This is a genomic window from Blastococcus sp. SYSU DS0510 (assembly GCF_054050835.1).
This window is the reverse complement of sequence record NZ_JBJHAC010000028.1, coordinates 1-21,712: the sequence shown is the minus strand read 5'-3', so window position 1 is coordinate 21,712 and position 21,712 is coordinate 1. Positions and strand designations below refer to the sequence as shown.

At 74.3% G+C, this 21,712-nt stretch carries 24 protein-coding genes; 12 read left to right on the top strand and 12 right to left on the bottom strand.

The window, feature by feature from the left end; translation table 11 throughout:
* Position 1 precedes the first annotated feature (1 nt).
* The gene (locus ACI79P_RS19010; RefSeq protein ID WP_456582626.1) at positions 2-568 is read left to right on the top strand and encodes an isochorismatase family protein; all 567 of its coding nucleotides are present in this window, start codon (positions 2-4) and stop codon (positions 566-568) included.
* A 111-nt stretch (positions 569-679) separates the two neighbouring features.
* Here the strand turns inward: ACI79P_RS19010 and serB are convergent, their stop codons facing one another.
* The 6 genes from serB to ACI79P_RS18980 form a co-directional block, all read right to left on the bottom strand.
* Entirely contained in the window at positions 680-1,942 is a 1,263-nt protein-coding gene (gene serB, locus ACI79P_RS19005; protein WP_456582625.1) for a phosphoserine phosphatase SerB, read from the bottom strand.
* A gap of 163 nt (positions 1,943-2,105) precedes the next feature.
* On the bottom strand, positions 2,106-3,863 hold the full coding sequence (gene ctaD, locus ACI79P_RS19000; RefSeq protein ID WP_456582624.1) for an aa3-type cytochrome oxidase subunit I: 1,758 nt from the start codon (positions 3,861-3,863) through the stop codon (positions 2,106-2,108).
* A gap of 64 nt (positions 3,864-3,927) precedes the next feature.
* Positions 3,928-4,770, bottom strand: coding sequence for a putative RNA methyltransferase (locus ACI79P_RS18995; RefSeq protein ID WP_456582667.1), 843 nt, complete (start codon positions 4,768-4,770; stop codon positions 3,928-3,930).
* Between the two features lie 11 nt (positions 4,771-4,781).
* Positions 4,782-5,291, bottom strand: a complete 510-nt coding sequence (locus tag ACI79P_RS18990; protein WP_456582623.1) for a metallophosphoesterase family protein — start codon at positions 5,289-5,291, stop codon at positions 4,782-4,784.
* A gap of 373 nt (positions 5,292-5,664) precedes the next feature.
* Positions 5,665-6,666, bottom strand: a complete 1,002-nt coding sequence (locus ACI79P_RS18985; protein WP_456582622.1) for a cytochrome c oxidase assembly protein — start codon at positions 6,664-6,666, stop codon at positions 5,665-5,667.
* Positions 6,667-6,770: 104 nt separating this feature from the next.
* A complete protein-coding gene (locus ACI79P_RS18980; RefSeq protein WP_456582621.1) occupies positions 6,771-8,066 on the bottom strand; it encodes a M23 family metallopeptidase in 1,296 nt (431 codons plus the stop codon).
* Between the two features lie 277 nt (positions 8,067-8,343).
* On the opposite strand from ACI79P_RS18980, the gene ACI79P_RS18975 reads away from it, so the two are divergent.
* The 3 genes from ACI79P_RS18975 (at position 8,344) to ACI79P_RS18965 (ending at position 11,831) form a co-directional block, all read left to right on the top strand.
* The gene (locus tag ACI79P_RS18975; protein ID WP_456582620.1) at positions 8,344-9,525 is read left to right on the top strand and encodes a zinc-dependent alcohol dehydrogenase; all 1,182 of its coding nucleotides are present in this window, start codon (positions 8,344-8,346) and stop codon (positions 9,523-9,525) included.
* Between the two features lie 177 nt (positions 9,526-9,702).
* Positions 9,703-10,899, top strand: coding sequence for an MFS transporter (locus ACI79P_RS18970; protein ID WP_456582619.1), 1,197 nt, complete (start codon positions 9,703-9,705; stop codon positions 10,897-10,899).
* 38 nt (positions 10,900-10,937) lie between these two features.
* The gene (locus ACI79P_RS18965; RefSeq protein ID WP_456582618.1) at positions 10,938-11,831 is read left to right on the top strand and encodes an oxidoreductase; all 894 of its coding nucleotides are present in this window, start codon (positions 10,938-10,940) and stop codon (positions 11,829-11,831) included.
* A 161-nt stretch (positions 11,832-11,992) separates the two neighbouring features.
* Here the strand turns inward: ACI79P_RS18965 and ACI79P_RS18960 are convergent, their stop codons facing one another.
* The 5 genes from ACI79P_RS18960 to ACI79P_RS18940 form a co-directional block, all read right to left on the bottom strand.
* A complete protein-coding gene (locus tag ACI79P_RS18960; protein ID WP_456582617.1) occupies positions 11,993-13,612 on the bottom strand; it encodes an ABC-F family ATP-binding cassette domain-containing protein in 1,620 nt (539 codons plus the stop codon).
* 42 nt (positions 13,613-13,654) lie between these two features.
* Entirely contained in the window at positions 13,655-13,939 is a 285-nt protein-coding gene (locus tag ACI79P_RS18955; protein WP_456582616.1) for a three-helix bundle dimerization domain-containing protein, read from the bottom strand.
* 108 nt (positions 13,940-14,047) lie between these two features.
* Positions 14,048-14,173, bottom strand: a complete 126-nt coding sequence (locus ACI79P_RS18950; RefSeq protein ID WP_456582615.1) for a hypothetical protein — start codon at positions 14,171-14,173, stop codon at positions 14,048-14,050.
* A gap of 79 nt (positions 14,174-14,252) precedes the next feature.
* The gene (locus ACI79P_RS18945; RefSeq protein WP_456582614.1) at positions 14,253-14,876 is read right to left on the bottom strand and encodes a class I SAM-dependent methyltransferase; all 624 of its coding nucleotides are present in this window, start codon (positions 14,874-14,876) and stop codon (positions 14,253-14,255) included.
* A gap of 316 nt (positions 14,877-15,192) precedes the next feature.
* Positions 15,193-15,315 (bottom strand): hypothetical protein, encoded by a 123-nt coding sequence (locus ACI79P_RS18940; protein WP_456582613.1) that lies wholly within the window; start codon positions 15,313-15,315, stop codon positions 15,193-15,195.
* A gap of 171 nt (positions 15,316-15,486) precedes the next feature.
* Here ACI79P_RS18940 and ACI79P_RS18935 point away from each other — a divergent pair, with 171 nt between their 5' ends.
* Positions 15,487-15,696: a hypothetical protein gene (locus ACI79P_RS18935; protein ID WP_456582612.1), complete on the top strand. Its 210-nt coding sequence runs from the start codon at positions 15,487-15,489 to the stop codon at positions 15,694-15,696.
* Positions 15,697-15,730: 34 nt separating this feature from the next.
* A complete protein-coding gene (locus ACI79P_RS18930; RefSeq protein ID WP_456582611.1) occupies positions 15,731-16,792 on the top strand; it encodes a winged helix DNA-binding domain-containing protein in 1,062 nt (353 codons plus the stop codon).
* A 19-nt stretch (positions 16,793-16,811) separates the two neighbouring features.
* On the opposite strand, the gene ACI79P_RS18925 is transcribed toward ACI79P_RS18930, so the two are convergent.
* On the bottom strand, positions 16,812-17,255 hold the full coding sequence (locus ACI79P_RS18925) for a nitroreductase family deazaflavin-dependent oxidoreductase (protein ID WP_456582610.1): 444 nt from the start codon (positions 17,253-17,255) through the stop codon (positions 16,812-16,814).
* A 109-nt stretch (positions 17,256-17,364) separates the two neighbouring features.
* On the opposite strand from ACI79P_RS18925, the gene ypfJ reads away from it, so the two are divergent.
* The 6 genes from ypfJ (at position 17,365) to ACI79P_RS18895 (ending at position 21,622) form a co-directional block, all read left to right on the top strand.
* Positions 17,365-18,282, top strand: coding sequence for a KPN_02809 family neutral zinc metallopeptidase (ypfJ, locus tag ACI79P_RS18920; protein WP_456582609.1), 918 nt, complete (start codon positions 17,365-17,367; stop codon positions 18,280-18,282).
* Positions 18,283-18,296: 14 nt separating this feature from the next.
* A complete protein-coding gene (locus tag ACI79P_RS18915; protein WP_456582608.1) occupies positions 18,297-18,839 on the top strand; it encodes an enoyl-CoA hydratase/isomerase family protein in 543 nt (180 codons plus the stop codon).
* Positions 18,785-19,117 (top strand): enoyl-CoA hydratase/isomerase family protein, encoded by a 333-nt coding sequence (locus ACI79P_RS18910; RefSeq protein WP_456582607.1) that lies wholly within the window; start codon positions 18,785-18,787, stop codon positions 19,115-19,117. The genes ACI79P_RS18915 and ACI79P_RS18910 overlap by 55 nt, the downstream gene beginning before the upstream one ends.
* Before the next feature lie 312 nt (positions 19,118-19,429).
* Entirely contained in the window at positions 19,430-20,299 is an 870-nt protein-coding gene (locus tag ACI79P_RS18905; protein WP_456582606.1) for a hypothetical protein, read from the top strand.
* Position 20,300: 1 nt separating this feature from the next.
* The gene (locus ACI79P_RS18900; protein ID WP_456582605.1) at positions 20,301-20,828 is read left to right on the top strand and encodes a phage holin family protein; all 528 of its coding nucleotides are present in this window, start codon (positions 20,301-20,303) and stop codon (positions 20,826-20,828) included.
* 26 nt (positions 20,829-20,854) lie between these two features.
* The gene (locus tag ACI79P_RS18895; protein ID WP_456582604.1) at positions 20,855-21,622 is read left to right on the top strand and encodes a DUF3618 domain-containing protein; all 768 of its coding nucleotides are present in this window, start codon (positions 20,855-20,857) and stop codon (positions 21,620-21,622) included.
* Positions 21,623-21,712: the final 90 nt, after the last annotated feature.

Sequence of the window (21,712 nt, the reverse complement as noted above, 5' to 3'; positions counted from 1 at the left end):
GATGACCCGTGCACTGATCGTCGTCGACGTGCAGAACGACTTCTGCGAGGGCGGCAGCTTGGCCGTCGCCGGCGGCGCAGCGGTCGCGGCCGCGATTACCGAGCACGTCCGCACGGCGGGCTACGACCACGTCGTCGCGACCCGGGACCACCACATCGACCCCGGCGACCACTTCGCCGAGCACCCGGACTTCCTGGAGACCTGGCCGCCGCACTGCGTGGTCGGCACCGGCGGGGTGGAGCTGCACCCGGCGCTGGACCGCGGCCCGCTGGAGGCCGTGTTCGACAAGGGCGAGTACGCCGCCGCCTACTCCGGCTTCGAGGGGGCCGCCGACGGGGTGGGGCTGGCCGACTGGCTGCGGGAGCACGGCGTCGGCGAGGTGGACGTGGTCGGCATCGCCACCGACCACTGCGTGCGCGCCACGGCACTCGACGCGGTCGCCGCGGGGTTCGCCACCCGCGTCCTGCTGCCGCTCACCGCCGGGGTCTCCGAGGCGACCACCGCGGCGGCGCTGGACCAGCTGCGCACCGCCGGCGTCGCGCTGGAGGGGTCGCCCCGCACCGCCTGAGACGCCGCTGCGACGACGTCCACCCTCACCGCGCGGTGTCCCCCCTCACCGCCGGCCGTGAGGGAGGACGCGCCACGATCAGGGAACCTGATCATGGCGGCGGGTGGGCGGTCAGACCGCGTCGAGGACCTCGTCGCGGGTGAACCCGAGCACCTGCAGGACCGCGTCGAGGTAGGGCTGGTTGAGCGCGGTGTGCGCCTGCTCCCGCACGAACGGCTTGGCGTTGAACGCGATCCCCAGCCCCGCGGTGCTCAGCATGTCCAGGTCGTTCGCCCCGTCGCCCACGGCCACCGTCTGGTCCAGCGGGATGCCGTACTGCTCGGCGAAGCGGATCAGCGCCCGCGCCTTGCCCGGCCGGTCGACGATCTCCCCGACCAGCCCGCCGGTGAGGCGGCCGTCGACCACCTCGAGCGTGTTGGCGGCGGCGAAGTCCAGCCCCAGGCTCTCGGCCAGCGGGTCGGTGATCTGGGTGAAGCCGCCGCTGACGATGCCGCACCGGAAGCCGAGGCGCTGGAGCGTCCGGATGAGGGTGCGCGCGCCGGGTGTCAGCACCAGGTGCTCGCGGACCTCGTCCAGCACCTCCTCCGGCAGCCCGGCCAGCACTGCGACCCGCGCCCGGAGCGACTCGGCGAAGTCCAGCTCGCCGTTCATGGCGGCCGCGGTGATGCGGGCGACCTCCGCCGCCCGCCCCGCGCGCGCGGCCAGCTCGTCGATGACCTCCCCGCGCACGAGGGTGGAGTCGACGTCGAGGACGATCAGCCGCTTGCTGCGCCGGGCGATCCCGACCTGCTCGACGGCGATGTCGGCGCCGGTCGAGGCCGCCACCGAGGCGAGCGCGGCGCGCAGGGCGGTGGCCTCCGCCCCGGAGACGGTGAGCTCGAAGCTGGTGACCGGGTAGTCGGAGAGCCGCCGGATCGCGTCGATGTTGCCGCCGATGCCGGCGACCGCCTGCGCGGCCCCGGCCACCGCCTCGGGCGGAACCGGGCGCCCCAGCACGATGACGTGGTGCGGGCGCCCCGCGGCGACCGGTGCGTCGGGGCCGCTGGCCGACTCCACGGACACGCGGACGCCCACCGCGGTCTCGACGTCCTGCGCCACCGTGCGGAGCCGGTCGAGCAGCTCCTCCTCCCCCACCGGCGCGCTCCCCCCGCTGCCGAGGGCGCCGACCACGACGCCGAGCACCAGGTGCCCGTGCACCACGACCTGCTCGACGTCGAGGACCTCGACGGCGGGGTGCCCGTCCCCGTCCGCGGCGAGGGCGGTGAAGAGCTGGGCGGTCACCCCCGGCCGGTCCGCCCCGGTGACGGTCAGCAGCGCCCGCGGCGCGGTGGCGACGGGGGCGGGCAGCAGGTCGGGTGTGGGCTCGTGCGGCACGCGGTCATCGTGCCGCACGCAGCCTGCGCCCCCTGACCCGCCACGGCAGACGCCCGACGCCCCGCCGGCCCGGAGGCCGACGGGGCGTCGGTGACGGTCTGGACGGCCACCCCGCAGGGCCCCGCGCCGAGCCTGCGGGGCGCGGGGGAAGGGTGGTCCTTCCTCAGGTCGGGTCGGGGTCGTTCGGCCCGGCGCGGTGACCGGTGGTGGCGCCGAGCTCGCTGACGCCGCCGTAGGGCTCGTGCCGCTTGCCCACGTGGGCCTCGGCCTGCAGCCGCTCGATGAGGTGCGGGTAGTGCGCCTCGAACGCGGGGCGCTCCGAGCGGATCCGGGGGATCTCCACGAAGTTGTGCCGCGGCGGCGGGGAGGAGGTGGCCCACTCGAGGCTGTTGCCGTGGCCCCACGGGTCGTCCCGCAGCGCGAGCTCGCCGTACTTCCACGACTTCACCACGTTGTAGACGAACGGGATCGTCGCGGCGCCCAGGATGAACGAGCCGATCGTCGACACCGTGTGCAGCGTCGTGAAGGCGTCGGTCTCCAGGTAGTCGACGTAGCGGCGCGGCATGCCCTCGTTGCCCAGCCAGTGCTGCACCAGGAACGTGACGTGGAAGCCGATGAAGGTCAGCCAGAACTGCAGCTTGCCCAGCCGCTCGTCCATCATCCGGCCGCACATCTTGGGGAACCAGAAGTAGATGCCGGCGTAGGCGGCGAACACGACGGTGCCGAAGACGACGTAGTGGAAGTGGGCGACGACGAAGTAGCTGTCGTTGACGTGCCAGTCCAGCGGCGGGCTGGCCAGCAGCACGCCGGTCAGACCACCCAGGAGGAAAGTGATCATGAAGCCGATGGAGAACAGCATCGGCGTCTCGAAGGTCATCTGACCCCGCCACATGGTGCCGATCCAGTTGAAGAACTTGATGCCGGTCGGCACGGCGATGAGGTAGGTCAGGAAGGCGAAGAACGGCAGGAGCACCGCCCCGGTGGCGTACATGTGGTGCGCCCAGACGGCGAGCGAGAGGGCACCGATCGCCAGCGTCGCGAAGACCATGCCCTTGTAGCCGAACAGCGGCTTGCGGGCGAAGACCGGGATGATCTCGGTGACGATGCCGAAGAACGGCAGCGCGATGATGTAGACCTCGGGGTGCCCGAAGAACCAGAACAGGTGCTGCCACAGCATCGGGCCGCCGTTCTCATCCGAGTAGATGAGAGCGCCCATGTTGCGGTCGGCCAGCATGCCCATGATGGCGGCGGTCAGGATCGGGAAGGCGAAGAGGACCAGCACGCTGGTCACCAGCGTGTTCCAGGTGAAGATCGGCATCCGGAACAGCGTCATGCCCGGCGCCCGCAGGCAGACGATCGTGGTGATGAAGTTGACCGCGCCCAGGATCGTGCCCAGACCGCTGACGGCGAGGCCCGCGAACCACATGTTCGCGCCGGGGCCCGGCGAGTGGACCACGTTCGACAGCGGCGCGTAGGCGTACCAGCCGAAGTCCGCCGCGCCACCGGGGGTCAGGAAGCCGCCGACCGCGATCAGGCTGCCGAACAGGAACAGCCAGAAGGAGAAGGCGTTCAGCCGCGGGAAGGCGACGTCCGGCGCACCGATCTGCAGCGGCATGATGAGGTTCGAGAACGCGAAGAACAGCGGCGTCGCGAACATCAGCAGCATGACCGTGCCGTGCATCGTGACGAGCTGGTTGTACTGCTCCGGGGACAGGAACTGCAGGCCCGGCCGCGCCAGCTCACCCCGCATCAGCAGCGCCATCAGGCCACCACCGATGAAGAAGACGAACGAGGTGGTCAGGTACATCAGACCGATGGTCTTGTGGTCGGTGGTCCGCAGCAGGTTCGAGAGCCGCGAGCCCTTCTCGACCACGTGAGCCGGGCTGGGCCGGCTCACGATGGGCGCCGGTGCAATCGTCACGGCTCGCAGCTTAGACCGTGCCGTGCGGCACCTCAGGTCGGGCAGGTGAGGCGCGCCGCGAGGATCACCGGAGGCGCTGGTAGGTGGCCACGTCGACCGAGATCGTGACCTCCACGGCGGCCGGCAACCGCGCCAGCGAGGCCGCGAGCGCCGCCGCCGTGAGGTGCCGGGCGTGCGGCCCCATGCCCACCAGGGTCGCCACGGCGGCGTGGTCGAGCGAGAGGGTCCGGCGGTGCTGCCGCCCGCCCTCGCGCGCCAGGTGGGGCTCCAGGGTCGCGCTGAGCCGCCCGGCCTTGCCGGGGTCGACGCGGAGCAGGCCCAGCGGGCCGACGAGCTCGGCGAGGTGGTCCGGGCCGGGCGTCACGACGACCAGCCGCCCCTCCGGGTGCAGCACCCGGGCGATCTCCGGGCCGTTGCGCGGGGCGAAGACCACGAGGGCCCGGTCGACGGCGCCGTCGCGCACCGGGAGCCGGGCCCAGGTGTCCCCGACCACCGCCACCGCGCGCGGGTGCGCCCTCGCCGCCCGGCGCGCGGCGTAGCGCGAGGCGTCGAGCACCACACCCGCCGCCCGCGGGAGGTCGTCGAGCAGGCGGGCCAGGTGGTGCCCGGTGCCGCCGCCGAGGTCGAGCAGGGTGGCGGGCTCCCCGGGCGCGCGGACGGCCTCGGCCAGGGCGGCGGTGACGCCGTCGTAGTGACCGGCCGAGAGGAACGCCACCCGGTCGGCGACCATGGCCGCCGAGTCCCCCGACGGCGCCCGGTGGCCCGGGGGCAGCAGCGTCACGTGCCCTTGACGGGCGCGGTCGAAGGCGTGGCCCCGGTCGCAGCGCAGCCCCGCGTCGCCGGGCTCGGCGGTGAGGGGCGCGGCGCAGGCCGGGCAGGCCAGCAGCGCCACCGCGCGCGGGTCCAGCGGCGGTCCGCTCACCGCCGCGGCGGCACGGCGTGGAAGGTCACGTCCCGCAGGCGCCCGGCGTCGGCGACCGCCGTCACGTACGTGCCGTGCGGCTGGCGGCGCCGGTCCGTGGGCGAGCCCGGGTTGAGCAGCCGCAGCCCGGAGGGCGCCACCGTGTCCCAGGGGATGTGGCTGTGCCCGAACACCAGGACGTCGGTGTCGGGGAAGCGGACCGCGCACCGCTGCTCGCGCCCCTTGGCGTCGCCGGTCTCGTGCACGACGGCGAACCGGATCTCCTCGATCTCGGCGCGGGCGACCAGCGGCAGGCGGTCGCGCAGCGGCCCGTGGTCGTTGTTGCCGTGCACGGCCACCAGGCGGCGGGAGCGGGCCTCGAACAGGTCCAGGAGAGCGGCGTCGACCCAGTCGCCGGCGTGCACCACCACGTCGGCGGCGTCGATCGCCGTCCACAGCCCATGAGGGAGGTCACGCGCGCGCTTGGGGACGTGCGTGTCGGAGGTGAACACCAGCGAAACAGGCACGACGACATGGTTGCAGGCCGCTACGTTCTCCTCCGGCCGGCGATCCGGCCCGCTCCGCACAACCGAGGGCCTCCCGTGACCGAACCCCTCCCCTCCCCCGCCGGCGCGCAGGACGGTCATGGCGATGACGCCGAGGGCCAGCCAGCGCTTCTCGTAGGGCTCTTCGGCGCCGGCCGGGCTACACCAGGGCCTTCACGTGGGCGGCCGGGCTGGTGCTGGGGGCCGTCGTCTCGGCGCTGCTCATCGAGGCGACCAAGGACGACCTGCCGGCCGAGGGTGACGCCGTCGTCCACGTCGGCTGAGCGAGGACCCCCTGCCCCCCACCGCTCGCAGGCTCGCGACGGGACCCTGCAGGGGGCCCCGTTCCAGCACCTCACCCGTGCTCGGCGAGCGCCTTGAGGCGGGCGTTGTACGCGGTCAGCTCGGCGTCGCCGTCGCGAGCGGCCGCGCGGTCCAGCGCGCGGGCCCGGCGGTCGTCCGAGCGCGCCCAGGAGAAGAACACGACTGCCAGCACCAGGACGGTGGGCAGCTCGCCGAAGGCCCAGACGATGCCGCCGGCGACGGCCTGGTCGGCGAGGGGGTCGACGCCCCACCCGGCCGGCGGCTGGGCGAAGGTGTCGACGACCAGCGACCCGGCCATCATGATCGCGACGCCGAAGAAGGCGTGGAACGGCACCGGCAGGAACAGCTCGAGCATCCGGCCCGGGTGGCTGAGCGTGCGCGGCCACGGATCCTGGGCGGTGATCGGCCCGAAGAACAGCAGCCCCGTGACGACGAAGTGCGCCAGCATGAACTGGTGCCCCGCCGGGTTGGACATGAGCACGTCGAACAGCGGCGTGAAGTAGACGCCGTACAGGCTGGCGATGAACAGCGGCACGGTGAACAGCGGGTGGGCCACGAAACGGGCGAACCGGCTGTGCAGCGCCTCCAGCAGCAGCGCCCGCGGGGCACCTGCCGCCCCCCGACCGCGCGGCAGGGTGCGCAGCGCCAGCGTGACGGGGGCGGCGAGCAGCAGGAGCAGCGGCGTGATGAGCGACAGCACCATGTGCTGGGTCATGTGGATGCTGAAGAGCACCATGCTGTAGCCGTTGAACCAGGTGCCGGTGACGGCGAAGAGCGAGGCGGTGCCGCCGACCCAGGCCAGCGTCCGCCACCACGGCCAGGCCACGCCGGAGCGGCGCAGGCGGACGACCGCGGCCAGGTAGACGACGAGCCCGATGATGCTGAGGAACGCCAGCACCGACCAGGGGTCCAGGTGCGGCAGGAACATCCGACCCCAGGTCGGCGCCTCCTCCGGGACCCACATGCCCGAGTGGTGCCCGTGCTCCACCGCGATCTCCTCCTGCCGGCCGGTCGTGCGCCTCCACTGTCCCACCGCGCGCGCCGACCTCCACGCGAGGCATCAGCGAGCTGCCCCACGCGCGACGACGCCCCCCGCCGGATCGCTCCGGCGGAGGGCGTCGTCGTGGATCGGGCGTGTCAGATCTGGACGCCGCGCTCCCGCAGCCACGGCAGGGGGTCGATCCGCTCCCCGCCGATGCCGCCGACGTGCACCTCGAAGTGCAGGTGGGGGCCGGTGGACTGACCGCGGTTGCCGAGCAGCGCGATGGTGTCGCCGGCGCGGACCACCTGGCCGGGCGTCACCAGGATCTCGTCCATGTGGCCGTAGACGGTGACGTCGCCGTTCTCGTGCTGGAGGTAGACCACCAGGCCGTAGCCGCTGGCGGGGCCGGCCTCGAGCACGACGCCGTCCATCACGGCGTACTCCGGCGTGCGCATGGGCGCCGCGAGGTCGATGCCCGCGTGGAGCGTGCCCCAGCGCGGCCCGAAGCCGCTGGTGAGCCGCCCACCCTGGACAGGGAGCACCGCCTTCGGGCGGGCCGCCTCGGCGGCGGCGCGGTCGGCCTCCTCCTGGGCGATCCGGTCGGCCTCGGCCTGGGCGTCCGCGGCGGCCGTGCGATCGGCGTCCCGGGCGGTGCGGCTGGCGACCATCTCGCGCAGCCGCGAGGTGTCGTCCTCGTCGACCTGCGGCGTCACCGACGACGCGTCGATGCCGAGCTGCTCGGCGACGCTGACCGAGTGGCCGGCCGTCTCCACCTCCGTCGCCCCGCTGACCGACGCGCCGCTGATGCTGAGCGCACCGACGAGTGCGGCGGCGAGGTAGAGCGCGGACCGTCGCCGTCCCGCGGGCGGGCGGCGGTCCAGCCAGCCTCGGCGGCCCGCCGCGACGGCGGCCACGACCTCGGCCGCTCCCGCGTCGGGCGCGGGACGCTCCGGGGCGTCCTTCACGACGACGACGGCCTCGGGGGTCGGGGCGTCGACCAGCGCGGTGACGTCGGTGACCGGCGCCAGGGCGGCGACGTCGACGGCCGACCGCTTGTACGGGGTGGGCCGGCGCCGCGCCGGCGCCTCGGCGGCGGCCGCCGCGGCGACCTTGGCCGCGATGACCTGCACCACCGCGGCCCGGGCCGCGGAGAGCCGCGCCGCGGACGGCGCCGTCGGCTCGGCAGCCGTGGCGGTCGCCGGGCCGGCGGTGGCTGCCGTGGCCCCGGCGGCCGTCACCGTGGCGGCGTGGGCCCGCGTGCGGGAGGTGTTCTCGGTCGTCCTGCGAGCCCCGGTTCCGCGCGCCTTCCCCTGGCGCTGCGGCGAGGCCGTGGACGCGGCCTTCTCCTCGGTCGACCCGCGGGTGGCGCGGGCCGGAGCGGGCGTGGCGTCGACCGTGGCGGTCGGCGCCGCACCCCTCTCGGGGAGGCGGTCGTGGTGGAGCGAACTCATGCACCTGACTTCCGTCGGCGGACATTGCACAGCGACTCCCGGGGAGAGGAGCGGGGCCCATGTAAACACGCCGTGATGGATTCGTGATCTCTGCGACGGGGTAGGAGGGGCCGGTTGTGTGAACCGGATCACCGCATCGCTGCCCGTTTGCTCACCTAAGCGTAACTGTCTATCGGCGCAGCGTTACGAACACGCTGGAGATGGTTGAGAGTGGCGCGATCCGGCTCACGTAGGGCCTAAAAGCCCTTTTCCGCAGCCCGATCGAGGGAGAAGACCCATGCGCGCAGTGACCTGGCACGGCCGAGGCGACGTCCGGGTGGAGACCGTCCCCGACCCCACCATCCAGGAGCAGACCGACGTGATCGTCGAGATCACCTCCAGCGGCATCTGCGGGTCCGACCTCCACCTCATCGAGGTCATGGCGCCGTTCATGTCGGTGGGCGACGTGATGGGTCACGAGCCGATGGGGGTCGTCCGCGAGGTCGGGCGCGACGTGACCGCGGTGAAGCCCGGCGACCGCGTGGTCGTGCCGTTCAACATCTCCTGCGGCAACTGCTGGATGTGCGCCGAGGGGCTGCATTCGCAGTGCGAGACCACGCAGAACCGCGAGCAGGGCATGGGGGCCTCGCTGTTCGGCTACACCAAGCTCTACGGGCAGGTGCCGGGCGGGCAGGCCGAGTACCTGCGGGTGCCTTTCGGCAACACCCTGCCGATCAAGGTCCCCGACGCCCCGCTGGACGACCGGTTCGTCTACCTCTCCGACGTGCTGCCCACCGCCTGGCAGGCCGTCCAGTACGCCGGCATCCCCGAGGGCGGCAGCGTGCTGGTCCTCGGGCTCGGCCCGATCGGCGACATGGCCACCCGCATCGCCAAGCACCTCGGCGCCGGCCAGGTCATCGCCTCCGACGTCGTCCCCGAGCGCCTGGCCCGCGCCCGGCGCAACGGCATCACCGTCATCGACAGCACGGAGCAGGCCGAGGTCGTCGCCCGCGTCCGCGACCTGACCGACGGCCGTGGGCCGGACGCCGTCATCGACGCCGTCGGCATGGAGGCGCACGGATCCCCGCTGGCCACGATCGCGCAGAAGGCGAGCGCGCTCGTGCCCGACGCGATCATGGAGCGGGTGATGACCGTGGCCGGCATCGACCGGCTGGCTGCCCTGAACACCGCCATCGAGGCCGTCCGCCGCGGCGGCACGATCTCGCTGTCGGGCGTCTACGGCGGCGCGACCGACCCCCTCCCCCTCATGCGCATGTTCGACAAGCAGGTGCAGCTGCGCATGGGGCAGGCCAACGTGTGGCGCTGGGTGCCCGACATCCTCCCCCTGCTGCTCGAGGGCGACCCGCTGGGCGTGGACGAGTTCGCCACCCACCGGGTGCCGCTGGAGCAGGCGCCCGAGGCCTACGCCAACTTCCGCCAGAAGAAGGACGGCGCGGTGAAGGTGCTCCTGCAGCCCTGACCCCCCGCCGGGCGGCCGCGCCGCCCGGCTCGGCACAGTGGTCCCGACCGGCCCCGGGCCCGCCCGGCGCCGGTCGGGGCTCCCCCGCCCACACCGGATCCACCCGCACGCAGCCCGGCACCACCAGGACGACGCCGTCCGCCGGCCCCGCCCCGACCGCGTCCCCTGGAGTTCCCCGTGCCCCGCGGACTGCTCGCCCTGTCCATCGGTGCCTTCGGCATCGGCACCACCGAGTTCGTCGTCATGGGGATGCTGCCCCAGATCGCCGACGGCCTGGGCGTCTCGGTCTCCGCCGCCGGCCTGCTCATCTCCGCCTACGCCGTCGGGGTGGTCGTCGGAGCCCCCACGCTGACCGCGCTGGGCCTGCGGTTCACCCCGCGGCAGACCCTGGTGGCGCTCATGGCCGTCTTCGTCGTCGGCAACACGCTGGCCGCACTGGCGCCCACCTACGGCACCCTCGCCGCCGCCCGGGTCCTCACCGCGCTCGCGCACGGCTCCTTCTTCGGGGTCGGCGCGGTCGCCGCCCGCCGGCTGGTGGCTCCCGAGCACGCCACCCGGGCCATCTCGCTGATGATCCTGGGGCTCACCCTCGCCAACGTCGTCGGCGTCCCGATCGGCACGTGGGTCGCCCAGCAGACCAGCTGGCGGCTGGTGCTCGCCGCCGTCGCCGTCATCGGGCTGGTGACCGTCGCCGGGCTGCTGGCCTGGCTGCCCGGCGACCGCGGCGACGCCGCCGGCCTGCGCACCGAGCTGGCGGCGTTCCGCCGCGGCCAGGTGTGGCTCGTGCTCGGCCTCACCATGATCGGCTTCGCGGCCACGTTCGCCGTCTACAGCTACGTCGCCCCGATCCTCACCGACCTGGCCGGTCTGCCCGCGGCCGGGATCACACCGGTGCTGGCGCTCTTCGGCGTCGGCACCACCGTCGGCACGCTGCTCGGCGGGCGGCTGGGCGACCGGTACGGGTTCCGGTTCGTCGCCGCCGGGATGGCCGGTGTCGCCGTCATCCTGGTGGCCTTCTCCTTCCTGGCCCGCGAGCCGGTCGCGGCCGTGGTGCTGCTCGTGCTCTTCGGCACGCTGGGGTTCGCCATGGGCCCGGTCGTGCAGAACGGCGTGATCGAGGCCGCGCGGATCCGCGGGGGCAGCCTGGTGTCGGCCGCGAACCAGGCCGCGTTCAACGTCGCCAACGCCCTCGGTGCCGCACTCGGCGCCCTGGTGATCTCCCAGGGGCTGGGGCTGACCGCGCCGATGTGGGTGGGCGCGGCGCTCGCGCTGGTGGGTGCGGGGCTCGCGCTGCTCGCCGGGTCCGCGGACCGGCGCGCCCGGGCCGCCACCGTGCCGGTCGGCACCGCCGACCACCCGCAGCCGGTCGCCTGAGGCGCGCATGCCCCCCGCCCACCGGGTAGGGAGGGCGCATGACGATCGGCACCGCGGAGCAGTCCGGCACCTACCGCCTCGGCGACCGGGAGGTGCACCGCATCGGTTACGGGGCGATGCAGCTCGCCGGCCCGCACGTCATGGGGCCGCCGGCCGACCGGGACGCCGCGATCGCGGTGCTGCGCCGGGCCGTCGAGCTCGGCGTCGACCACATCGACACCAGCGACTACTACGGCCCCACCGTCGTCAACGAACTCATCCGCGAGGCGCTGCACCCCTACCCCGAGGACCTGGTCATCGTGACCAAGGTCGGTGCCCGCCGCGACGCCGACGGCGGCTGGCCCGAGGCCCTGGACCCCGACGACCTGCGCCGGGCCGTGCAGGAGAACATCGACCACCTGGGGGTCGAGGCCCTCGACGTGGTGAACCTGCGCATGCCCGGCTTCGCCGAGCCCGTGGAGCGCTCGCTCGCCGAGCCGTTCGAGGCGCTGGCGGCCATGCAGCAGGAGGGGCTGGTCCGGCACCTGGGGGTCAGCAACGTGACCCCGCAGATGTACGCGGAGGCGCGGGCCATCGCGCCGGTGGTCTGCGTGCAGAACCACTACAACCTGGTGCACCGCGCCGACGACCCGCTGATCGACGCGCTCGCGCGGGACGGCGTCGCCTACACGCCGTTCTTCCCGCTCGGGGGCTTCACCCCGCTGCAGTCGGCCGCGCTGGAGACGGTGGCCCGGCGTCTGGAGACGACGCCGGTGCAGGTGGCGCTCACCTGGCTGCTGGCCCGCTCCCCGAACATCCTGCTCATCCCCGGCACCTCATCGGTCGCGCACCTGGAGGAGAACCTGCAGGCCTCCGCGCGGGTGCTCGGCCCCGCCGAGCTGGCCGAGCTCGACCGCATCGGCGGCACCGGGGAGCCCGACGTCGACCTGTGACCCGCGACGGCCCTGGCTCAGGCCTGCGGCGCCGGCCCCAGCACCCGGGCCGGGTGGCCAGCCCGCCGAAGCGGACCCGACCCCGCGTTGATCATCGGCGAACGGTCGGCCCCACCGGCGTGTCGCCCAGCCACACGCCGATGATCAACTCGGGGAGGTGCTCAGCGGGCCCGCAGGACCCGCGTCTCGTCGAACACCGGCTCGGCGGACTCGTACACCCGACCGTCGGCGCCGAAGACCAGGAAGCGGTCGAAGGAGCGGGCGAACCAGCGGTCGTGGGTGACCGCCAGCACCGTTCCGTCGAAGGCCGCGAGCGCCTCCTCCAGCGCCTCCGCCGAGAGCACGTCGAGGTTGTCGGTGGGCTCGTCGAGCAGCAGCAGGGTGGCGCCGGACAGCTCCAGCGCGAGGATCTGGAACCGCGCCTGCTGACCGCCGGACATGGTGCGGAAGGGCCGGTCGGCGGCCTCGGTCAGGCCGTACCGGCGCAGCACCGCCATCGCCCGCCCGCGGTCGACCCCCGGCCGGCCGGGCTCGCCGTGCCACAGCAGGTCGACCGGGGTGCGGTCCTGCCACTCCGGGTGGGCGTGGGTCTGGGCGAAGAAGCCGGGGACGACGCGCGCCCCGAGCCGGCACGCCCCGGTGTGCGCGACCTCCTGCCCCGCGAGCAGCCGCAGGAAGTGCGACTTGCCCGCCCCGTTCGCGCCGAGCACCCCGACGCGGTCGCCGTACCAGACCTCGAGGTCGAACGGGCGCATCAGCCCGGTCAGCTCAAGCTGCTCGGCGATCACGGCGCGCACACCGGTGCGGCCACCCCGCAGCCGCATGGCGACCTTCTGCTCCGGCGGCCGGTCGGGAGGCGGCCCGGCGGCCTCGAACTTGGCCAGGCGGGTCTGCATGGCGTGGTAGCGGTTGGCCATGTCCGGCGAGTTGGCGGCCTGCTGCTGCAGCGTGCGGACGAGGTCGACCAGCCGCTGGTGCTCCTCCTCCCACCGGCGCCGCACCTCGGCCAGGCGCTCGTGCCGGGCGGTGCGCGCCTCGGGGTAGGAGGTGAACCCGCCACCGTGCACCCACGCCGTCCCGCCCTCGACGGTGACCACGCGGTCGGCCACCCGGGCCAGCAGCTCGCGGTCGTGGCTGACGAACAGCACCGTCTTCCGCGTCTCCAGCAGGCGCTGCTCCAGCCAGCGCTTGCCGGGGACGTCGAGGTAGTTGTCCGGCTCGTCGAGCAGCAGGACCTGGTCCGGCCCGCGCAGCAACGCCTCCAGCGCCAGCCGCTTCTGCTCCCCGCCCGAGAGCGTGGCGAGCTCCCGGTACTTGCAGCGCTCGTAGGGCACACCCAGCGCCGCGACGGTCACCGTGTTCCAGGTGACCTCGGCGTCGTAGCCGCCGGCGTCCCCCCACTGCGCCAGCGCGTCGGCGTAGGCCATCTGGGAGCGCTCGTCGTCGGTCTCCATGAGCGTCAGCTCGGCGGACTCGAGGGCGTCCCAGGCGTCGCGCACCGCGGGCGGCGAGAGGTCGACGAGGAACCGCTGCACGGTCGTGTCGTCCCGGACCGCCCCGATGAACTGGCGCATCACCCCGAGCCCACCGGTGCGGGCGACCGACCCGGCCTCGGCCGCGAGGTCGCCGGCGATGATCCGCAGCAGCGTCGTCTTGCCCGCGCCGTTCTCGCCCACCAGCGCCGCGCGGGCTCCTTCCCCGATGCGGAAGGAGACGTCGTCCAGCAGCACCCGACCGTCGGAGAGGGTGTGCCGGACCCCGGTCACGTCGACGTAGCCCACGGGCTCATCCTGCCCCGCCGGGCAACCGCATTCCCGGGGCGCTCAGCCGATGTGCCGGTCCAGGCGGTAGCGCGCCAGCCGCTCGACCAGCTCGGGGAGCGCCCCCACGGGCGACCCGCCCAGGTCGCGCCGGCTCTCCCGGACGACCCGGACGACCTCGCGTCGCCCGACCCGGCCGGAGTACTCGCCGCTCAGCCGGCCGACGGCCGCGCTGACCGCGTCGTCGCCGCGGGGCCGGTCGTGGGTGGCGCCGGCGGGGAGGTCCACCGGACCGGTGGAGCCGTCGGCGGCGGGGCCGGAGGAGCTCGGCGGGACGACCAGGGTCATCGGCGGTCCTTCGTTTCCGGAGTGGAGCCGGGCGGGATCAGGCCTCGGCGGTTCCATACGGTCTCGTTCCGCCGCGCCGGACACCAGGGCCCAAAGGCCTGACCGGATTCAGCCGAGGGCGATGGAGAGCACCGTCGCCCCGGCCGCCAGCAGCATCGCCAGGACCACGATCGCCGCGACCAGCCGCCGCCGGCGCTCCGACTCCGGCCCGCCGGCACCACCCATGCCCATCATGGCGAGCGACGGTACCGCCCGAGGTCCGCTCAGCTCTGCGCGGCGGCGAACCACTCCTCGATCGCGTCGGGCGTCCCGGTCACGACGGGGACGCCACGCCGGCACGCGGGCCGCGATCACCGGTCAGCTCGCGCGCCCGTCCCCAGAGCAGGGAGTCCAGGGCGGTGCCGTGCGGGGTGGCCCGGCGGACCTGCTCCAGCCGGTCGACGTCGAGGAGGCGCGCCACCGGGGCGAGCCGGTCGACGCTGTGCAGGATCGCCGGGTCCTGCGGCCCGCCGACCCCTGCCGTGAGGTTCTCCACGTCGTGCCCCAGCAGGAGCAACCGCCCGCCGGGGGGGAGCCAGCCGACGGCCCGGGTGAGCAGCGCCGTCGTCTCCGGCTCGGGCAGGTGGAGGTAGGCGACGAGGACCAGGTCCAGCGATGCCGGCGGCGCCGACCAGGTGCGGACGTCGCCGGTCACCCAGCGGACCCGCTCCGCACCGGGGCGGCCCCGCCCGCGCTCGAGCCCGACGGCTGAGAAGTCGACGGCGGTCACCGCCCAGCCCCGTGCGGCCAGCCAGAGCGCGTGCCGCCCCTCACCCGCGGCGAGGTCGACAGCCTCGCCCGGCGGCAGGTCGGCGAGCAGCTCCGCCACCAGCTCGTTCGGCCCCGCGGACCACTGCGCCTGCTCCGCGTACCGCCGGTCCCAGTCCTCCGCCCGCACGCCGGCAGTGTGGCAGCCGGGTCGCTCCGCACGCCGGGGCACGGTAAGCGTGGTGCGTGGCCGCCGTCGTCTCCCTCGTCGTCATCGTCACCCTGGGCCTGCTCGTCACCCGTGTCGCCACCGTCGCGCTGACCATGACCGGGATGTCGCTGCAGCACGCCCGGTTCCAGGCCCGCTCGGCCTTCACGGGGACCGGCTTCACGACGTCGGAGGCCGAGGCCGTGGTGTCCCACCCGGTGCGCCGGCGGATCGTCATGGGGCTGATGCTGGTCAGCGGCGCCGGCGCCGTCTCGGTGCTCGGCACGCTCATCCTCACCTACGCGGGGGTGGACTCCACCGGGGGCGGCGTGCGCCGGACGCTGGTCATCGTCGGCTCGATGGCCGCGCTGCTCTGGCTCTCGCGGAACGACCGCGTCGACCGGGTGCTGCGGCGGGTCATCGAACGGGTGCTGAGCCGGGTCGCGGACCTCGACGTCCGCGACTACGCGGCCCTGCTGCACCTCCGCGACCGGTGGCAGGTGATCCAGCTGCCGGTGCGGGACGACGACTGGATCTCCTCGCGTCCCCTGGGCCGCTCCGGCTGCCCGAGGAGGGGGTCACCGTCCTGGGCGTGGAACGGGACGACGGCACGTGGATGGGGGCGCCGAGCGAGGACCTCCAGGTGCGCACGGGCGACGTCGTGGTCCTCTACGGCCGGCAGGCGATCCTCGACGACATCGCCGACCGGCTGCACGGGGACGAGGGCGAGCAGGCCAGCGAGCGGTCGCGCGCCTGGCACGCGGCCACCCCACCGGTCGAGGTGGTCGAGCGGCGGCGGTAGCCCGACCGTCGCACCCCTCTGCCACGGTGTGCGCGTGACGACGCTGCACGACGTGGCCCTCCTGCGCCTGGTGGCCCAGCGGCTGGCCGGGCCACCGGCCGCGGACCCCACCGCGGCGGTGCACCGGCTCCTGGCGCTCCAGGGCCAGGACTTCCCGGGCGCGGTGACCTCGGTGGCCCTGCGCACCCGGGCCCGGGACCGTGCCGCTGTGCTGCACGCCCTCGACACCGGGGCCGTCGTCCGCTCCTGGCCGATGCGGGGGACGCTGCACCTGCTGCCCGCGGGCGATCTGCCCTGGATGCTCGAGCTGCTCGGGCCGCGCGCGCTGGCCGGGCTCGCCGGACGGCGCGCCGCCCTGGGGTTGACCGAAGCCGACGCCGAGCGGGCCCGCACGCTCGCCGTCGCCGCGCTGTCGGGTGACCGCCGCCTCCCCCGCCGGGCGCTGCTGGTGGCGATCGAGGAGGGTGGGGTGCCGACGACCGGTCAGCGCGGCTACCACCTGCTCTGGTACCTCGCCCAGACCGGCACGCTCTGCCTGGGGCCGACCGAGGAAGGCGAGCAGCTCTTCGTGCTGCTCGACGAGTGGATCCCCTCCCCCCGCCGGCTCACCCGCGAGGAGGCGCTCGCGGAGCTGGCGCTGCGGTACTTCCTCGGCCACGGGCCGGCCACCGTGCACGACCTCGTCCGCTGGGCGGGCACGACCGTGCGTGACGTGCGCGCCGGGCTCGACGCCGTCCGCGACCGGCTGGAGCGCATCGAGGTGGAGGGGGTCGAGCACTTCCTCGACCCGGAGACCTCCGAACGCTGCGCCGCGCACCGGAAGGCCGCCCGGGCGCCGCTGCTGCTGCCGGGGTTCGACGAGTTCGTGCTGGGCTACGCCGACCGCGGCGCGGTCCTGGACCCGGCGCACGCCGAACGCATCGTGCCCGGGCGCAACGGCGTCTTCCGCCCGACCGTGGTCGTCGACGGCCGGATCACCGGCACGTGGCGCGCGGCGGGCCGGGGCGCCGCCCGCACCGTCGAGGCGGAGCCCTTCACCGGCTGGGACGCCGACGTCGCCGCGGCGATCCCCCGGCTGGCCGCGGCGCTGCCGTGAGCCGCGGGGCCGTCCTGCGTCAGCGGCGCTCGACCAGGAAGACGGGGATCCGTCGCTCGGTCTTCTGCTGGTACTCGGCGTAGGGCGGGTAGGCGGCCACGGCCCGCTCCCACCACTCGTCGCGCTCAGCGCCGGAGATCTCCCGCGCCACGCCGTCCCACGGCTCCGGCCCGTCCTGCACGCTGACCTGGTCGGGGTGCGCGCGCAGGTTGGCCACCCACGCCGGGTGCGTCGGCGCCCCGCCCTGGGAGCCCACCATGGCGTACACGCCGTCGTGCTCGACCCGCATCAGCGGCTGCTTGCGCACCTTGCCGCTCCTGGCCCCGCGGGTGCTGAAGATGGCCACGGGCAGCCCGGTGTCCCGCAGCGTGTTGGCCTCGCGCCCGCCGGTCGCCTCGTAGCGCTCGACCTGGTCGCGCACCCACTGCTGCGTGCTCGGTTCGTACTCACCCTCCAGCGGCATGCGCCGAATCTAGGGCCGCCGCGGGCCCGCTGCGCGCCGACCCGAGTCGCGGGCGCCCGGGGCCGGTGGCACCGTGCACTCGGCCGGACGGCGGGAGGAGCAGCACGGGATGCGGTACAGCGAAGGAGCCGACCTCGACACGTCGGGCGTCCGCGACCTGCGGGGCGGCGGCGGGTTCGGCGGTGGCCGCGGGCTGGCCGTGGGCGGCGGCGGTCTGGGCGTGGTCGGCATCGTCGTGCTGGTGCTGTTCCAGCTGCTCGGCGGCGGTGGCGACGGCACCGGCGCCGGCGTCGGCGGTCTCTCCGGTCTGGGGCCGGGCCAGACGGCCGACAACGGCCAGCTGGAGCAGCAGTGCCGCACCGGGGCCGACGCGAACGCCTCCGTCGAGTGCGCGGTGGTCGCCGACATCGAGTCGATCCAGGACTACTGGTCGGGGGTGCTGGGCGCGGACTACCGGCCCACCCAGACCGTCTTCTTCTCCGGCTCGGTGCAGACCGCCTGCGGCGGGGCCACCAGCGGGTCGGGGCCGTTCTACTGCCCGGCCGACGAACTGGTCTACATCGACCTGACCTTCTTCGACCAGCTGCAGCAGCAGTTCGGGGCGCAGGGCGGGCTGTTCGTCAACGCCTACATCATCGCCCACGAGTACGCCCACCACGTGCAGAACCTGCTCGGCATCAACCGCCAGGTCACCCCCGGCGAGTCGGGGCCGACCAGCGGCACCGTGCGCCTGGAGCTGCAGGCGGACTGCTTCGCCGGCGCCTGGGCCAACCACGCCGAGACCGTCCCCGACGAGTCGGGGCAGCCGTTGATCGCCGAGATCACCGAGGACGACATCAACCGCGCGCTCGACGCCGCCGGCCGCATCGATGACGACTTCATCCAGGAGAACCTGGGCAGCGGCACGGTGGACCAGGACGCGTTCACCCACGGCTCGTCGGAGCAGCGCCAGCGCTGGTTCCGCACCGGGTACGAGACCGGTGACCCGCGGCGCTGCGACACCTTCGCCACCGACGACCTGGGTTGAGAGGAGGACCCCCCTTGCCCCCCAGCACTCGCACGCTCGCGCCGGGAGCCCGCACGGGAGCCCCCCACCTGCGCGTGACGCGGGACGGGCACGTCGCCGTCCTCACCATCGACCGGCCCGAGAAGCGCAACGCCATGACCGTGGGCATGTGGGAGGAGCTCCCCGCCGTCCTGGCGCCGCTCGCGGCGGACCCCGGCGTCCGGGTCCTGCTGGTCACCGGTGCCGGCCCCAGCTTCTGCGCGGGGGCCGACATCTCCGACCTGCTGGGCGGCGCCGACCCGGTCGACCCCATGGCCGGCGTGCGGCGGCACAACCTCGCCGCGCAGGCGGCGCTGCGCACCTTCCCCCGGCCCACGATCGCGGTCGTCCGCGGGCACTGCATCGGGGGCGGCGTGGAGCTCGCCACCTGCTGCGACCTGCGGTTCGCCGACCCGACGGCGGTCTTCGGCGTCACCTCGGCCAAGGTCGGCATCGTCCACACCCCTCCTCCACCAAGGCCCTGGTGGACCTCGTGGGGCCGGCGACGACGAAGTACCTGCTCTACAGCGGGGAGCTGATCGACGCCGCCACCGCCCTGCGCACCGGCCTGGTCGACCGGCTCGCCGAGCCCGGTGAGCTCGACGCCGAGGCGCACCGGTTCGCCGAGGTGCTGGCATTCCGCTCGGCGCTCACCCAGCGGGCGACCAAGGAGGTCGTCGCCGCGCTGGCCGACGGCGGGGACGGCGAGGCGCTGGCCGCCGCGCGGTACCGCGAGACGATCGCCGCCGGAGAGCTCGCCGAGGGCGTCTCCGCGTTCGCCGAGCGCCGCGCGCCGCGTTTCCCCTGGTCGGGTTGAGCAACCGCCCGCGATCTTGCGGTTTCACCTACCCCTTGGCAGGGGTACCCCACCCTCTGCGCGGAACGGGGCTCCCACGAGCCGCGGAGGGACGGTGCAGTGCAGCGCCGGCCCGCCCCACCGCCCTCCGGCCGCGCCCCGGGACGCACGGATGCGCCGGGTATCCAGGATCAGCTCTTGCGCCAGAACCCACGCGGCGCCGACCCCATCGACGTCACGGCCCTCCGACCGCGGTGCTCCACCGCCCGGATGTGTGCCGGAACGACGGCGGGGTAGCGCCCCACCGACCACGAAGCATGCCGAGGAGGACCGATGACTCACTCCATCGATGCCCCGTTCCCGCCGCCGGTTCCGGCCACGACGGGCGCCAGCACCACGACCACCAACACGACCGACAGCTCGTCCACCAAGGACGTCGCCAAGGGCGAGGCCCAGCACACCAAGGACGTCGCCAAGGGCGAGGCCCAGCACACCAAGGACGTCGCGAAGGACGAGGCCCGCAACGTCGGGCAGACGGCCGCGCAGGCCGGCAGCCAGGTCGCCTCGACCGCCGCCGACCAGGCCAAGCAGGTGGCCGGCGAGACACAGCGCCAGGCCAAGGACCTGCTCGAGCAGGGCCGCAGCCAGCTCAAGGACCAGGCGGTCAGCCAGCAGCAGAAGGCGGCGACGGGGCTCTCGTCCCTCGCGCAGGAGCTGCGCGGTCTCGCCGACGGCTCCAGCGAAGGCGCCCCCGGGCCCGCCCGGGACCTGCTCCACCAGGCCTCCAGCATGGTGGAGGGTTTCGCCGACAAGCTGCAGAACCGCGAGCCCGCCCAGCTGCTCGACGACGTGCGCACCTTCGCCCGCCGCAAGCCGGGGCTGTTCCTGCTCGGCGCCGCGGCCGCGGGCATCGTCGCCGGCCGGCTGACCAGCGGAGCCCGGGCCGCGCACAGCGATTCCGGCTCCGGCTCCAGCTCCGGCTCCGGCTCCGGCTCCGGCCAGCACAGCGCGCCCGGCAACTACGTCGACCCGGCGCCCACGTACTCCGGGTACTCGACCGCCACCACCGGCGCCGGCACCGGCACGGGCGCTCCGCTTCCTCCGCCGCCGTACGGCACGGTGCCGCCCGCCGGCACCATGGTCCCGCCGGCCACGCCCGCGGGCTGGGACGACCCGGCCCGCCGTCCCGGTGAGGTGCGCTGACATGAGCACCCCTTACTCCGGGGCGACCCCTGCGGGATCGACCCCTCAGGGCTACGCGGACCCGTCACCGCAGAACTACGCGGCCGACTACGCCGAGGGCCAGCAGTACAGCGGCGACATGGGCACCCCGACCACCGACGCCGGTCACCCGGACGTCGAGGGGGTCTCCGTCGGCACGCTGATCGGCGAGGTCGCCAAGGACATGTCGACCTTGATGCGCCAGGAGCTCGAGCTCGCCAAGGTGGAGCTCAAGGTCGAGGCGAAGAAGGCGGGTACCGGTGCCGGGCTCTTCGGCGCAGCCGGCTTCGCCGCCTACATGATGATCTTCTTCCTCTCCATCGCACTGTGGTGGGCGCTGTCCCACCTGGTGGGCCACAGCTGGTCCGCGCTGATCGTCGCGGTCCTCTGGGGCATCGTCGCTGCGGTGGCAGGTTTGATGGGCAAGAAGAAGTTCGAACAGGTCAACCCGAAGCCCGAGCGCACCGCCGAGACCCTGTCGCAGGTTCCCGGCGCCCTGAAGCCCAACTGACCACCAGACCGCGAGGAGTCGCAACAATGACCAGCAGTGACCCGGACGTCATCCGGCGGCAGATCGAGGACACCCGGCGCGAGCTCAGCTACGACGTCGACGCCCTCAACGAGAAGGTCAACCCGTCCCGCGTCATGGACCGGCGGGTGACCGCGGCCAAGGGCCGCATGTCCTCCCTGAAGGAGAAGGTCATGGGTTCCGCCCACGACACCACCTCCTCGGCCCAGCACCGGGCATCGGACGCAGCCAGCTCCGTGCAGGGCGCGGCCTCCAACGCAGCCGGCTCCGTGCAGGACGCGGCCTCGAGCGCGGCCGGGAGCGTGCAGGACGCGGCCTCGTCCGCGGTCGGCGCCGTCCAGCAGGCACCGGACACGATCGTGCGCCAGGCACAGGGCAACCCGCTCGCCGCCGGGCTGATCGCCTTCGGCGTCGGGTGGCTGGTCTCCAGCCTGCTCCCCGCCACGCAGAAGGAGCAGGAGCTCGCCCACCAGGCCGAGACCGCGCTGCGCGAGAACAAGGACGCGCTGCTCCAGCCCGCCAAGCAGGCGGCGCAGGAGATGGGTGAGCAGCTCAAGCCGGCCGCCCAGCACGCGGTGGAGGAGGTCAAGTCCACCGCTCAGGACGCGGCCGAGACCGTCAAGCAGGAGGGCCAGTCGGCGGCCCAGGACGTGCAGGGCCAGGCCCAGCAGTCCAAGGAGACGGTGCAGGGGCAGGCCCAGCAGTCCAAGGAGACGGTGCAGGGGCAGGCCCAGCACTCCAAGGAGTCGGTGCAGAGCCGGACCTCCGGCTCCTGACACCCGCGGGTCGGCCGCCCCGCACCAGACAGCACCCGGCGCCCCCCCCGCCACCCCCGGCGGGGCCGTGGTGGTGGGCGCCCCGCCCCC

Coding starts and splice junctions, on each gene's coding strand:
- ACI79P_RS18950 (WP_456582615.1), bottom strand. CDS start 14,173: ATGATGGGCATGGGTGGTGCCGGCGGGCCGGAGTCGGAGCGCCGGCGG.
- ACI79P_RS18965 (WP_456582618.1), top strand. CDS start 10,938: ATGACGATCGGCACCGCGGAGCAGTCCGGCACCTACCGCCTCGGCGAC.
- ACI79P_RS18955 (WP_456582616.1), bottom strand. CDS start 13,939: ATGACCCTGGTCGTCCCGCCGAGCTCCTCCGGCCCCGCCGCCGACGGC.
- ACI79P_RS18895 (WP_456582604.1), top strand. CDS start 20,855: ATGACCAGCAGTGACCCGGACGTCATCCGGCGGCAGATCGAGGACACC.
- ACI79P_RS18905 (WP_456582606.1), top strand. CDS start 19,430: ATGACTCACTCCATCGATGCCCCGTTCCCGCCGCCGGTTCCGGCCACG.
- ACI79P_RS18975 (WP_456582620.1), top strand. CDS start 8,344: ATGCGCGCAGTGACCTGGCACGGCCGAGGCGACGTCCGGGTGGAGACC.
- ACI79P_RS18900 (WP_456582605.1), top strand. CDS start 20,301: ATGAGCACCCCTTACTCCGGGGCGACCCCTGCGGGATCGACCCCTCAG.
- ACI79P_RS18925 (WP_456582610.1), bottom strand. CDS start 17,255: ATGCCGCTGGAGGGTGAGTACGAACCGAGCACGCAGCAGTGGGTGCGC.
- ACI79P_RS19010 (WP_456582626.1), top strand. CDS start 2: ATGACCCGTGCACTGATCGTCGTCGACGTGCAGAACGACTTCTGCGAG.
- ypfJ (WP_456582609.1), top strand. CDS start 17,365: ATGCGGTACAGCGAAGGAGCCGACCTCGACACGTCGGGCGTCCGCGAC.
- ACI79P_RS18940 (WP_456582613.1), bottom strand. CDS start 15,315: ATGACCCGCCGCAGCACCCGGTCGACGCGGTCGTTCCGCGAGAGCCAG.
- ACI79P_RS18980 (WP_456582621.1), bottom strand. CDS start 8,066: ATGAGTTCGCTCCACCACGACCGCCTCCCCGAGAGGGGTGCGGCGCCG.